Raw genomic sequence first — 13,511 nt, forward strand, 5'->3', positions numbered from 1 at the left:
GCCGTCACCACTCCACCGGCAGCGACAGCAGCCCCCGGGACACCGGATGGTCCTTCCAGCGGATGCGGTGTTCGGGGATCGCCAGGCGGAGGGTGGGGATCCTGCGCAGGAGGGTCGCGAGGGTGACCTGGAGTTCCATGCGGGCCATCTGGGCGCCGAGGCAGCGGTGGATGCCGTAGCCGAAGGCGAGGTGGGGGTTGGGGGTGCGGGAGATGTCGAGCTGGGCGGGGGTGGGGAAGACGGCGGGGTCGTGGTTGGCGGAGCCGATCGCGGGGACGACCGCTTCGCCCGCGTGGATGGTGACGCCGCCGAGGGTGACGTCCGAGAGCGCGACCCGGGGCAGCGCCCCGCTGATCGCGGAGGGGTTGTAGCGCAGCAGTTCCTCGACGGCGTCCGGGATCAACTCGGGCCGCTCCCGCAGGAGATCGAGTTGGCCGGGGTTGAGGAGCAGCGTGAGGACACCGCTGGAGATGGCGTTGACGGTGCTCAGATACCCGGCGGTGACCAGCAGGAACGCGAACCCGACGAGCTCTCTCTCGGTGAGTTTCCCGCCCTCCCGCTCGGCGACCAGCGCCCCCAGCAGATCGTCCGAGGGCCGGGCCCGGCGCAGCGCGATCATCCCGGAGACGTACTCCTCCAGAGACCCGCGCGCGGCCTTGATCTCGTCCTGCGAATGCCTCGTCATGCTGAACGCGGTGTCGGTCCAGGCGCACAGCTGCGGACTGTCCTGCGCGGGCACCCCCAGCAGCTCCAGCACCAGCATGAGCGGCACGGGCAAGGCGAGCCCCGGCACGAGGTCGCCCGGCGGCCCCGCCGCCACGAGCGTGTCGAGCAGCGAGTCCGCGAGCGCCTGCGTCCAGGGCCGCAGCCGTTCCACCCGCCGGTTCGTGAAGTGCTTCACCGCGAGTCTGCGCAGCCGCGCGTGATCGGGCCCGTCCATCCCGAGCAGCACATCGGGCCCGGGATTGGACGCGCCCATCCGCGGCGCACCCGGCGCCTCGGCGGCGGCGCGGCTGAACCGCTCGTCGTTCAGCACGAGTTGGACATCGTCGTACCGCGTGACCAGCCACGCCTCGTCGCCGGTGGCCAGCACCACCCGCGCGACCGGCGCCTCCTTGCGCAGCAGCGCGAGTTCACGGGGCTGGGCGATGCCCGAGGGGAAGGCGAAGGGGAAGTCCAGTGGTTGTCCAGGCATCACGGCCTGTTCTCCTCCGTCGTGGGGGTTCCGGTCGAGCAGTGGACCACGCCCCGCTTCACATCGGCTCAAGAACCGTCGCGTTCGAGCAGCCCTCCACCACCCGTCGGGCGCTGTTGCCGACGATGCCCGTATGACTGTCATCGTGATCACCGGCGGCAGCCGGGGCATCGGACTGGGCCTCGCGCACGCGTTCGCCTCCCGCGGCTGCCACGTCGTGATCTGCGGCCGCGACGAGACGTCCGTGACGGCCGCCGCCGAGCAGAGCGGCGCCCTCGGCGTCCCCGCCGACGTCACCTCCCGCGCCGACGTCCGCCGCCTGTGGGACACCGCCACCGAGCGCTTCGGCCGCGTCGACCACTGGATCAACAACGCCGGCATCGCACTGGCCCCGCGCCTCCTGCACGACATCCCGGAGGACGACGTCCGCCGCCTAGTCGACGTCAACCTGGTCGGCGCGATCAACGGCTGCGCCGTCGCCGTCGAGCGGATGCTCGATCAGGGCGGCGGGTTCGTGTGGAACATGGTCGGCTTCGGCAGCAACGGCCGTGTCTCGCGCGGCATGGCGCCGTACGGGTCGACGAAGCGGGCCCTGGCGTACCTGCACGACACGCTGACCCTGGAGGCGAAGGGCACGCCGGTGCGGATCGGCCTGCTCTCCCCCGGCCTCGTCGTCACGGAACTCGTCGCCGGCAACGACCTCCGCTCCGACCTGCGGGGCCGCCGCCAGCAGGTGTACTACGAGGTCCTGTCGGACCCGCTGGACGTCGTCGCCCCCTGGCTCGCCACCCGCGTCCTGTCGGCGACCAGGAACGGCACCCGCGCGGAACGCCTCACCGGCCCCAAGGCGTGCGGACGCCTGGCGACGGCACTGCTGCGGGGCCGACTGCATCCGGCGCTGCGGGCGACCTGAACTTTCGAGACCTAGGGAGATCCCGTGTCAGAACTCGCAGGCTGGGTCGATTTCGAGCGGACGCTCCCCGAGGGGCGGGAGGCCGTCGTCGCGATGACCCGCGCCCTGCGCGCCGGGGACGCGGGCGGCGGACGGCTGTGGGGAGGTCCGGGCGCCGTCCTCGGCGTGCGGTCCGGCGTCGATCCCGCCGTGGAGGGCGACAGCCTCGGCACCGTCGCCGCCGTCGCCTTCGCCGGCCAGTGCGACAACCGCGCCGAACTCCCCCGCGCCGGCACCGACGCGCAGGCGGTCCTGCTGTCGTGGCTCGCCACGGGCCCGGCCGGCGCCGACCGCCCGCGCGGCTCGTACGCGTTCGCGGTGTGGGAGCCGCGCGCGGCCGAACTCACCCTGGTCCGCGACCGGTTGGGCACCCGCCCGCTGTACTGGGCGCGCACCCCGACCGGCGTGGTCTTCGCCTCCCGCCCCGACGCCCTCTTCGCCCACCCGGAGCTGCGCCCCCGCCTCGACGCGGACGCCCTGCGCACCGTCCTCGCCGGCATCAACGTCCCCGGCCGGACCGTGTTCGGGGACGTGTACGAGGTCCCGCCGGGCCACCTCGTCCGCTTCACCGCCGCCGGCCACACCGTCCACCGCTACTGGCGCCCGGAGGCCGCCGAGCACTCCGACGACGTGGCCACCACCGCCGTCCGCGTCCGCGAACTGCTCGCCGGCGCCGTCGCGGAGCACACCGGACGGGCGGGCACCCGGGTCGGCAGTCTCATGTCCGGGGGGCTGGACTCCAGCGCGCTGGCCGCGCTGCTCGCGGCGGGGGCGGAGGGGCCGGTGCCGACGTTCGCCGTCGACTACCAGGGGTACGAGGAGAACTTCCGCCCGCACATCGTGCGCCCCCAGCCGGACAGCCCCTTCGTCCGCGACATGGCCGCGCACCTCGGCTCCGACCACACGGACGTCGTCCTCACCACCGGCGACCTCACCCGCCCCGAGCTGTGGACGCACCTGGTCACGGAACTGGACCAGCCGCGCCTGTTCGCGGACACCGAGCCGTCCATGGCGCGGCTGTACGCGGCGGTGGGCGGCCGGGTCGACACGCTGCTCAGCGGCGAGGGCGCGGACGAACTCTTCGGCGGCTTCCCCTGGTTCCACCATCCGCGCTGGGCGCAGGCGCCCGACTTCCCGTGGACGCCGACGACGGACGAACTGGTCGGCACCCTGTTCGCGCCGGCGATGAAGGAGCTGGAGGTGCGGACGTTCCGCGCCGACCACTACGCGACCGCGCTCGCGGAGATCCCCGGGCTGCCCGGCGAGGATCCGCTGGAGCGCCGGATGCGCGAGGTGGTCTACCTCTTCACGACCCGTTTCCTGCCCGAACAGCTCGACCGCGCGCACCGCTTCGGCGCCGCCGCCGGCCTCGACGTCCGCCTCCCCTTCTGCGACCACCGCCTCGTCCAGTACGCCCTGAACATCCCCTGGTCGACGAAGACGTCGGACGGCTGGGAGAAGAGCACCCTGCGCGCGGCGGTCGCCGACCTCCTGCCGGCGTCGGTCCTCCAGCGCCGCAAGTCCGGCTACCCGATGACCCACGACGACGGCTACGACGCCACGCTCCGCACGCGCCTGGCCGCGCTGCCGGCGGACGCGCCGGTCCGTCCGCTGCTGGATCCGGCGGCGCTGCACGCGCCTCGGTTGAGCCGGACGGAGCTGGAGCTGGCGTTGAAGGTGAACGGGTGGTTGGAGAGGTACGGGTTGACGCTGCCGGGGTGACCCCCCAAGGGGCGCGTACCTTGCGGCACGCGCCCCTCCGCGCTCCCCTACCCCGCGCTCAGCACGCACACCGTCTGACTCAGCCGCATCTCCCCGCCCCGCCGGTACGGCTGGAGCCGGCGCCGGTTCTCCACATGCTCCTCGCTGTGCTCGAACCGGTGGAAACTCGCCGCGTCGACCCAGTCGGTGACGACGTAGTAGACGTCCTCCTCGTCGACGGCCCGCGCCAGCGCCTGCCCGAGGTTGCCGGCCTGCGCGGCGATTCCCCGCCCCACCTCCTCCCACACCTTCTCGAACTCGGCGCCCCGCCCGGGGACGGTCTCCATGCGCAGCATCACACGGAAGGGAAGCGAATCCGGCATCTGAACTACCTCCGAGACGGCCCGGGTCGGCAAAGGGAGCCCAGTCTCGGCACGCCTCCTCGACGTCCGCTCGAAGCCCCGCCCTTCGAGCCGTCCTCCAGAGCCTTTGGACAAGCGTTCGGCACCCTCGGCTCCCCCGAACCGTCCCCTTTGGAGGAGCCATGACCGCCCCGGCCAAGCCCCCCGCCCTCCAGCCGGCCGAAGGCACCGGCAGACGCGGCCCCCTCGGCTGGCCCCGCTGGTTCACCACCCTGTTCGGGACCGACATATGGGAGCGGTTCAGCTTCTACGGCATGACGGCGATCCTCGTCCTGTACGCGACGGAGGACACCGCGGACGGCGGCCTCGGCCTGTCGAACGACGACGCGACGCTGCTGTTCGGCCTCTACATGGCGTCGGTGTTCCTGTGCTCGGTGCCGGGCGGCTGGCTGGGCGACCGCCTGTTCGGCTCGTCGCGGGCGGTCCTGTACGGCGGTGTCCTGATCGGTATGGGGCACGTGTCGATGGCCGTGCCCGGCCGGTTCCTCTTCTACCCCGGTCTGCTGCTGATCGCGGCCGGCACCGGGCTCCTGAAGCCGAACATGGCCAACCTGCTGAGCGCGTTCTACGCCCCGCGGGACCGGGCCGGCCGCGACGCCGGGTTCGCGATCTTCTACATGAGCGTGCAGGTCAGCGCGCTGGCCGCGCCGGTGATCGTCGGCGCGGTGGGTGAGACGGTCGACTGGCACCTCGGCTTCGGCCTGGCCGCCGTCGGCATGGCGCTGGGCCTCGTGCAGTACACGCGCGGCATGCGTCACTTCGGCGGCACGGGCAGCGCCCCCGACCGCGCGGCGACCCCGGCCCAGCGTGCCCGCGTCCTGCGCCGGAGCGGTGCGGCGGCCGTCGTCCTCGCGCTGGTCTACGGCACGGACGCGGCGCTGGGCACCTTCGAGATCGTCCACGTCATGGGGCTGATCGGCGTGCTGACGGTCGTCGTCCCGGCCGTCTTCTTCTGGCGTCTGCTGCGCGATCCGGTCCTGACGGACGCCGAGCGCGTCCGGGTGAGGACGTACATCTGGCTCTTCCTGGCCTCCGCGCTCTTCTGGGCGATGTTCCTCCAGGGCGGCTCGGTGTTCTCCCTGTTCGCGAAGGAGTCCACCGACCGCGCGGTCCTCGGTTTCACCGTCCCCACGAGCTGGTTCCAGTCCGCGACCCCCCTCTTCGTCCTGGCCACGGCCCCGCTCTTCGCCGCCCTCTGGCGCCGGGCCGGCGACCGCGTCAACACGGCCGTCAAGTTCGGCATCGGCATGATCAGCACGGCGCTGGCCTTCATGGTCATGTCCGCGGCGGCCTGGCAGGCGTCCGCCTCCGACACCGGCCTGGTCTCCCCCTGGTGGCTGGTCGCGGCCTTCCTCCTCCTAGCGGCCGGCGAGGTCGCCTTCGCCCCCGTCGGCATGAGCGCCACCACCGCCATCGCCCCCGCCACCTTCGTCAGCCAGATGGTCGGCCTCTTCTGGCTCGCCGGAGCCCTCGGCGGCGGCCTCGGCGGCAACGCCCTCAAAGCCTCCGGCTCCTCCTCCCCCTCCCCCGCCTACTTCCTCACCCTCGCCCTCATCACCCTCACCACCGGCACCACCCTCATCCTGTCTCGCCGCCCTTTGGGCCACCGCTTGGGCGTCTGACCGGGGCTCACACTCCAACTCTCCTCCGCACACGGACCTTTGACCAGATGTCGTCAATCGACCTACATTCGCTGGCGTTTACCACTTAGTTTGTCATGGGCATTCTGTATAGGTCTGATCGTCGGCGTAGGTGCGACCTTGGGGGGCCGATGGCAAGAGGGGACGCCTGGGCGGCAAAGGGCACGACCGGATCAGTCGCGGATCTCGTCGCCCGGTTCGGCGAGGAGGTCAGGGCCAAGCTTCAAGGTCCCGCAGGGGCGGTCAGCAGCAAGGAGGACAGCCTGACCGCGCCGGTGGAGCAATTACTGCGCGGCATGGCCTCGCGGCAACGTCTCAAGCTCATCGCCCACGGCCAGAGTCGCGTCAAGGAACTCAAGATCCGGCCCGACTTCGCCATCTCCTGCGGCGGCAGGACCATCGGGCACGTCGAACTGAAGCCACCAGGAGCGGGTGCCGATCCGGAGCAGTGGTCGGTGAGAAGCCACAACCGGAGGCAATGGGAGAAGATCAAGGCCCTGCACAACGTGCTCTACACCGACGGGTACCAGTGGGCTGTCTACCGTTTCGGCGTACAGGTCGGCCCGACTGGAGTCCTGGTCGGGGACCTTGAATCCGGCAGCCGGCGACTCGCCGTCGCGGACACCGGTTTCGAGCGTGCCCTTACGCACTTTTTCCTGCCCGCCCCCATCGTCCACGGCAGCATCGCCGAACTGGTCAAGCGCATCGCGAAAATCTGCGCTCTGCTGCGCGATGAGGTCACCGAACGTCTCACCCGCGAAGAGCACGGGGAAGCCGACGCCGCGTTCGCGATCCTGGCCGACAACTGGAAGGACCTGCTCTTTCCTGATGCCCGCCCGGAGGAATTCGCGGACCAATACAGCCAGACATTGACCTTTGCCACGCTGCTGGCTCGCCTTGAGCACATTGACCTGAGCAGGCTCACGCTCCCCGAGGTCGCGATCCGGCTGGGCAAACGACATTCGTTGATGGGCAAGGCGCTGGCCGTGCTGACGGATGACGCCCTCGACGACCTGCGGGGCGTCATCGACCCGTTGATCGACGTCATATCGGCCGTCGACCCCGAGATGTTCAAGGACGAGACCGGAGACGCCTACCTTCACTTGTACGAGGGGTTTCTGACCGCCTACGACCCGGAACTGCGACGCCGGACGGGTACGTACTACACGGCCGGCGAAGTCGTCCGCTTCATGGTCCGCTTCACCGACGAGGTGCTGCGTGACCGACTCGGTCAGGAGGACGGATACGGAAGCGAGGACGTCACCGTCGTCGATCCGGCCATGGGCACCGGGACCTTCCTCATCAACATCATCGACCACGTCGCCAAGTCCCTGTCGCTGAAGTACGGCGGGACGCTCAAGTCCGGGCTGCTCCAGGAGCTCGCGGGCCGGCTGGTCGGGCTGGAGAAACAGACCGGGCCGTACGCGGTCGCGGAACTCCGGGTGCACCACGCCTTCCGGTCCCACGACGCCGACGTCACGCGCCGCCCGCCGAGGCTTCTGGTGGCCGACACGCTCGACGATCCCGCCGTCGAGCATCACCTGGGCTTCATGTACGAGGCGATCGCTCGCCACCGCCGCATGGCGAACAAGATCAAGGCGGACGAAAAGGTCATGGTGGTCATCGGCAATCCGCCCTACCTGCGGGGCGCACGGCAGTCAGGGGTCGGACGCTGGGTCACCGAGGGCAACCCGAACGACAAGGGCGCGATCCTCGCCCGCTTCCACCCGGAGGACAACGGACGCGTCGGTTACGCCCTCGACAACCTCTACGTCTACTTCTGGGCGTGGTCCACCTGGAAGGTCTTCGACCAGTTGACCGTCTCGGGAGCGCCGAAGGCCCCCAGCGGGATCGTCGCCCTCATCACCAACTCCGGATACCTGGACAGCGACGGCGCGGCCGGCATGCGCCACTACCTGCGCGAGGCCGCCGACGAGGGCTGGGTCATCGGCCTCTCCCCCGAAGGCGCCTACTCCGACCCGCGTACTCGTGTCTTCCAGGACGTCAAGCGGGAGATCTGCATCGCCGTCTTCGTCCGCCACGGCGCCCCGAACGCGGGTACACCGGCGCGGGTCTGGCGCCTCGATGTCCCCGCGGGCACGCGCGAGGAGAAGTTCGACTGGCTGGAAGGGCTTGGCCTCGACGGCCATCGCGGAGGGACCTCCTGGCAGCTCTGCCCCACACAGTGGACCGCGCCCTTTCACATCACGTCCGACTCCGAGTGGTCGGCCATGCCACCGGTGGACGCCCTGCTGCCCTGGACCAGCTCCGGCAACAAGAACAACCGCAGCTGGCCCGTCTCACCCAGCCGGGACGTTCTGAAGGCCCGGTGGCGCAGGCTCGTCCAAGCCCCGGCGGAGGACAAGGCCGCACTGCTGAAATCCACCCGGGACCGCCGTCCCGACAAACCAGAACCACCACTGCCCGGCCAGCGGGAAAGAAGCACCCTCGCTGCGGAGCAGGAGACGGTACCGGTCATCGTTCCCTACGGCCGGATGACGTTCGACAGGCAGTACATCATCGCGGACCGGCGAGTGATCGACTTTCCACGACCGGCCTTGTGGTTCGCCCACAACGACCGACGCCAGATCTACCTCTCCGAGCTGCATACGGAGTCGGGACGCATCGGCCCGGCCGTCGGGTTCACCGCTCTCCTTCCCGACATGCACCACTTCAAAGGCACCGAAGGTGGACGCGTCGCCCCTCTCTACCGCCACCCCCACCTGGCAGAACCGAACGTGACCCCTGGCCTGCTGCGGCTGCTCACCGAGACGCACGGCGTGACAGTCACCGCCGAGGACCTCTTCGCGTACATCGCGGGAACAGCCGGCCACAGCGGGTACACCCGCCGCTTCGCCGCGAACCTCGCCGAGCGGGGTGCCCGGATCCCTATGACGCGCGACCCGGCTCTTTGGGCGGAGGTCGTGGAAGTGGGCAGGCGCACGGTGTGGATCCACACGTACGGCCGGCGCTTCGCCTCCCACCACGGCAGTTCGCCCGGCACGCCCCCCAGGCTTCCCCCGGAGGAACGACCGGAATGCGTCGTCGCGATCGGAGAGGACGACGGGTTACCCGAGGCCATCTCCTACGACACGTCCACGCGGACCCTCACCGTGGGCACGGGCCGCATACGTCCGGTGGCGCCGGAGGTCTGGGACTACCGGATCGGCGGAGTGCAGGTGATCCGCAAGTGGTTCGGCTTCCGCAAGCGCAGGCCGGACGTGGAACGGCAGACCCCGTTGAACGAGATCCTGCCCCCGGCCTGGCCCGCCCGGTGGACCGTCGACCTGCTCGACCTCATCAACGCACTCGGGCTCCTCGTGGCCCTCGAACCCCGACAGGCCCGGCTGCTGGATGCCGTGAGCAGCGGCCCGCTCATCACCGTCGACGACTTACGGGGCGAGGGCATCCTGCCCGTGCCTGCCTACGCGATCAGGGAACCGAAACCGCCACGGAAGTCTCGACGCACCCCTGGTCCGGGTCAGGAGAGTTTCGACTTTCCTGACTGACGCCCACGACGTCGAGGGAAGCCGTACGCCATAGGCGCCCTACTTCACCGGCTCCAGAATCGCCACGCATTCGACGTGGTGGGTCATCGGAAACAGATCGAACGCCCGAAGCGTCCGCACCCGATACCCCCCCTCCCGGAAGTACCCCAGATCCCGAGCCAGCGCAGCAGGATCGCAGGCGACGTAAGCGATCCGCCGAGCCCCGAGGGAGGCGAGGTGCTGGACGGTGGAGCGCCCGGCGCCCGCGCGGGGCGGGTCGAGGACGATGAGGTCGACCTCGGTGATGCCGGTGCGAGGCAGGACGGAGTCGACCTTGCCCTGCTCGATGCGGACACGGGGGAACCCGGCGAGATTGTGCCGCGCGTCCTCGACGGCCCGCTTGCCGGACTCGATGCCGAGGACGGCGCCGGCCTCGCCGAGCCGGTCCGCGAGGGCGCCCGCGAAGAGCCCCACCCCGCAGTACAGGTCGAGCGCCATCTCGCCCTTGCGCGGCAGCAGCCCCTGCATGACCGCGAGGACGAGCGTGTCGGCCGCCTTGGGGTGAACCTGCCAGAAACCGCCGCTGCCGACCCGGTGCGTACGCCCGTCCGCACGCTCGCGGACGAAGGCCCGCCCGTGGACACGGTGCACACCCCCGTCCCGCTCCTCGACGCGCATGACGGAGACGGGCTTGTCGAGTTCGACGAGGGGCAGGCGGGCGCCGGGACGGGGCGTGAGGATGACCTGCCGGTCCTGGGAACCGGTCGCGGCGATCGCCTCGACGGACTCCATCCCGGCCCAGTCCCGCTTCTCGACGCCGAGTTCGCTGACCCCCGGCGCCGCGATCATGCAGTGGTCGACGACCTCGACCTCGTGGGACCGGTGCCGGCGCAGACCGGCGTTGCCGTCCGCGTCGACGGCGTACTGCACCCGCGTCCGCCACTGCGGGACCTCGCCCGCGGGCAGCTTGTCACCCTCGGCCGGCATGACCGTGCCGTCCCAGCCGACGTCCTCGGGGGTGAGCCCGGCGAGGCGCAGCAGCTGCTCGGCGATGACCTCGCCCTTCATGCGCCGCTGGGCGCCGGGCTTGGCGTGCTGCCAGTCGCAGCCCCCGCACTTCCCGGGCCCGGCGAAGGGGCACGGCGCCTCGACCCGGTCCTTGGACGCCGTCCGGATCTCGACGGCGTCGGCGCGCAGGAACCGTGCACCCTCCTCGCCCTCGGTGACCCGCGCGAGCACCCGCTCACCGGGCAGCGCGTGCCGGACGAACAGCACCTGGCCCTCGTCCGTGCGCGCGATGCAGTGCCCACCGTGGGCGACGGGGCCGATCTCGACCTCGTACTCACGGCCGACGAGCGAGACCCGCTCGTCGAGAGACTTCCCCGCCTGCTGTTTCTTCGGTTCTGCCTGCATGGCGGGGTGACTCCAGATCGGGGAGGTGAGGGGGCGCGGCGGCCTGCGGACCGCCGTACGACGACAGCCGTCCAGTCTAGGCCCTCGGCCAGGAAGCGACGACCGCCGCCGCACGGGAAGCCGACCGCCGTACGAGGCGCCCGGCCCGGTACCTGAAGCCCATCGCCATACGAGGAGCCCAGCCCGGTACGGGAAACCCACCGCCGCACGAGGAGCCCAGCCCGGTACGGGAAACCCACCGCCGCACGAGGAGCCCAGCCCGGTACGGGAAACCCACCGCCGCACGAGGAGCCCAGCCCGGTACGGGAAACCGCGCCCGCTCCCCTCCCCCGCCCCCGCTACTCGCCGCCCCCGCTAGTCTCCCGCGTCCGCTCAGGCGCCCCCGCCGGCCCCCGCCGCACAGCCCCCGGCGCGTTCCACTCCTGCCGCCGCCGGGCCCGCTGCTTGGCCGCCTCGGAGGACTGGAGCTGGTAGGGGACGGAGGTGACCATGATCCCCGGCGTGAACAGCAGCCGCCCCTTGAGGCGCAGCGCGCTCTGGTTGTGCAGCAGATGCTCGTACCAGTGCCCGACGACGTACTCGGGGATGATCACCGACACCGCGTCGCGCGGCGACTCCCGCCGCAGACTCTTGACGTACTCGATGACCGGCCGCGTGACCTCGCGGTAGGGCGAGTCGAGGACCTTGAGCGGCACATCGATCCCGCGCCGCTCCCACTCCTCGCGCAGCGCCTTCGTCTCGACGGGATCGACGTTGACGGTCAGCGCCTCCAGCGTGTCGGAGCGCATGAGCTTCGCGAAGGCCAGCGCCCGCAGCGTCGGCCGGTGGATCTTGGAGATGAGCAGCACGGAGTGCACCCGCGACGGCCGCACGCTGTCGTCGCTGGGCCCCTCGCTCGCCGCCAGCTCCGCCGCGACCCCGTCGTAGTGGCGCCGGATCGCCGTCATCGTCGCGAAGAAGATGACCATCCCGAGCAGCGCGACCCACGCGCCGTGGGTGAACTTCGTGACGAGGACGACGACGAGGACGAGCCCGGTGAAGAACGCGCCGAACGCGTTGATCGCCCGCGAGCGGACCATGTGCCGGCGCTTGGCCGGGTCGCTCTCGGTCGCGAGGTGGCGGTTCCAGTGCCGGACCATGCCGGTCTGGCTGAGCGTGAAGGAGACGAACACGCCGACGATGTAGAGCTGGATGAGGCGCGTGGAGTCGGCGCCGTAGATCCACACGAGGAGCATCGCGGCGCCCGCCAGCAGCACGATGCCGTTGGAGAACGCGAGCCGGTCGCCGCGGGTGTGCAGCTGACGCGGCAGGTAGCGGTCCTGCGCGAGGATCGAGCCGAGCACGGGGAAGCCGTTGTACGCGGTGTTCGCCGCGAGGAACAGCACGAGCGCGGTGGCCGCCGCGAGCACCACGAACAGGAAGCTGCCCTTGCCGAACACGGCCTCGGCGACCTGCGTGATCACCGGGTTCTGCACGTACCCGGCCCCGACCTCGACCCCGTTCTTCAGCAGGTCCGTCGCCGGGTGCTCCGCCATGCGGACGTCCGTGGCGAGCGCGAGGACGATGATCCCGCAGAACATCGTCACCGCCAGCAGGCCCATCGCGCTGAGCGTGGTGGCCGCGTTCCTCGACTTCGGCTTGCGGAAGGCGGGAACGCCGTTGGAGATCGCCTCGACGCCGGTCAGCGCGGCGCAGCCGGAGGAGAACGCCCGCAGCAGCAGGAACACCAGCGCGAACCCGGCGAGCCCCTGGTGCTCGGCCTTGATCTCGTACTGCGCGGTCGGCGCCCGCATGCTGTCGTCCAGCACGAGCCCCCGGAACGCGCCCCACGCGATCATGATGAAGACACCCGCGACGAACACGTACGTCGGGATCGCGAAGAGCTTCCCGGACTCCTTCACGCCGCGCAGGTTCATCAGCGTCAGCAGGACGATGACGGCGACGGCGCACGCCGTCTTGTGCTCGACGACGAACGGGATCGCCGAGCCCAGGTTCTCGATGCCGGAGGAGATGGAGACGGCGACGGTCAGGACGTAGTCGACGAGCAGCGCGCTCGCGACGGTCAGGCCCGCCTTGGGCCCGAGGTTGGTGGTCGCCACCTCGTAGTCGCCGCCGCCGCTCGGGTACGCGTGGACGTTCTGCCGGTAGGAGGCCACCACCGTGAACATCAGGACGACGACCGCGACGGCGATCCAGGGCGAGAAGTGGTACGCCGACACGCCCGCGATGGACAGGACCAGCAGCACCTCCCCGGGCGCATACGCCACGGAGGACAGCGGGTCGGAAGCGAAGACAGGGAGGGCGATGCGCTTCGGCAGGAGCGTTTCCCCAAGCCGATCACTGCGCAGAGCGCGCCCGATCAGGATCCGTTTGGGCACGTCGGTCAGTTTGGACACAACAGAGAATCGTAAGCCTTCGAACAGGCAGCCGCCCACCTCCCGGGCTCACCTTCATCACACGGCCACATGGAACCCTCCGCTCCGTCGCCGGGATGCCGATCTGGGGAAGGGCGCCCGAGTCCCCCTCCCGCGAGGCCGCCGCCGAGAGGGGCTACGTTGGAGGTGGGCAATCGACGGCAGCCCCCGGCCCTCGGCCGGCGGATTCCCGGGCATGATGTTTGCCTGGCGATCGCAATCAGGCCGCGACGCACCGCCCGAAGAGCCGAGAGAGGGACATGAGAACGACAGCGACGCAGGTCAC

8 protein-coding genes are annotated in these 13,511 nt (G+C 70.7%); 4 read left to right on the forward strand and 4 right to left on the reverse strand.

The annotated features are described in order from the left end of the window. Nucleotides 1-4 precede the first annotated feature (4 nt). Nucleotides 5-1,195: a cytochrome P450 gene (locus IAG44_RS09815; protein ID WP_187746750.1), complete on the reverse strand. Its 1,191-nt coding sequence runs from the start codon at nt 1,193-1,195 to the stop codon at nt 5-7. A 133-nt stretch (nt 1,196-1,328) separates the two neighbouring features. Here IAG44_RS09815 and IAG44_RS09820 point away from each other — a divergent pair, with 133 nt between their 5' ends. Continuing rightward, nucleotides 1,329-2,108: an SDR family oxidoreductase gene (locus tag IAG44_RS09820; protein WP_187746751.1), complete on the forward strand. Its 780-nt coding sequence runs from the start codon at nt 1,329-1,331 to the stop codon at nt 2,106-2,108. 24 nt (nt 2,109-2,132) lie between these two features. Then, nucleotides 2,133-3,869 carry an asparagine synthetase B family protein gene (locus IAG44_RS09825; protein WP_187746752.1) on the forward strand — a complete coding sequence of 579 codons (1,737 nt, stop codon included), beginning with the start codon at nt 2,133-2,135 and terminating at the stop codon, nt 3,867-3,869. Between the two features lie 47 nt (nt 3,870-3,916). Here IAG44_RS09825 and IAG44_RS09830 read toward each other — a convergent pair whose 3' ends face one another. Then, on the reverse strand, nt 3,917-4,231 hold the full coding sequence (locus tag IAG44_RS09830; RefSeq protein ID WP_187746753.1) for an antibiotic biosynthesis monooxygenase family protein: 315 nt from the start codon (nt 4,229-4,231) through the stop codon (nt 3,917-3,919). A 161-nt stretch (nt 4,232-4,392) separates the two neighbouring features. Between IAG44_RS09830 and IAG44_RS09835 the strand changes: the two genes are divergently transcribed. Next, the gene (locus IAG44_RS09835; RefSeq protein WP_187746754.1) at nt 4,393-5,892 is read left to right on the forward strand and encodes a peptide MFS transporter; all 1,500 of its coding nucleotides are present in this window, start codon (nt 4,393-4,395) and stop codon (nt 5,890-5,892) included. Between the two features lie 149 nt (nt 5,893-6,041). Further along, on the forward strand, nt 6,042-9,419 hold the full coding sequence (locus IAG44_RS09840) for a type ISP restriction/modification enzyme (protein WP_187746755.1): 3,378 nt from the start codon (nt 6,042-6,044) through the stop codon (nt 9,417-9,419). A gap of 39 nt (nt 9,420-9,458) precedes the next feature. On the opposite strand, the gene IAG44_RS09845 is transcribed toward IAG44_RS09840, so the two are convergent. Both IAG44_RS09845 and IAG44_RS09850 read right to left on the reverse strand, forming a co-directional pair. Beyond that, nucleotides 9,459-10,811: a class I SAM-dependent RNA methyltransferase gene (locus IAG44_RS09845; protein WP_187746756.1), complete on the reverse strand. Its 1,353-nt coding sequence runs from the start codon at nt 10,809-10,811 to the stop codon at nt 9,459-9,461. 338 nt (nt 10,812-11,149) lie between these two features. After that, nucleotides 11,150-13,207, reverse strand: coding sequence for an APC family permease (locus tag IAG44_RS09850; protein WP_187746757.1), 2,058 nt, complete (start codon nt 13,205-13,207; stop codon nt 11,150-11,152). Nucleotides 13,208-13,511: the final 304 nt, after the last annotated feature.

Source organism: Streptomyces roseirectus (genome assembly GCF_014489635.1).
GTDB classification, from domain to species: Bacteria; Actinomycetota; Actinomycetes; order Streptomycetales; family Streptomycetaceae; genus Streptomyces; species Streptomyces roseirectus.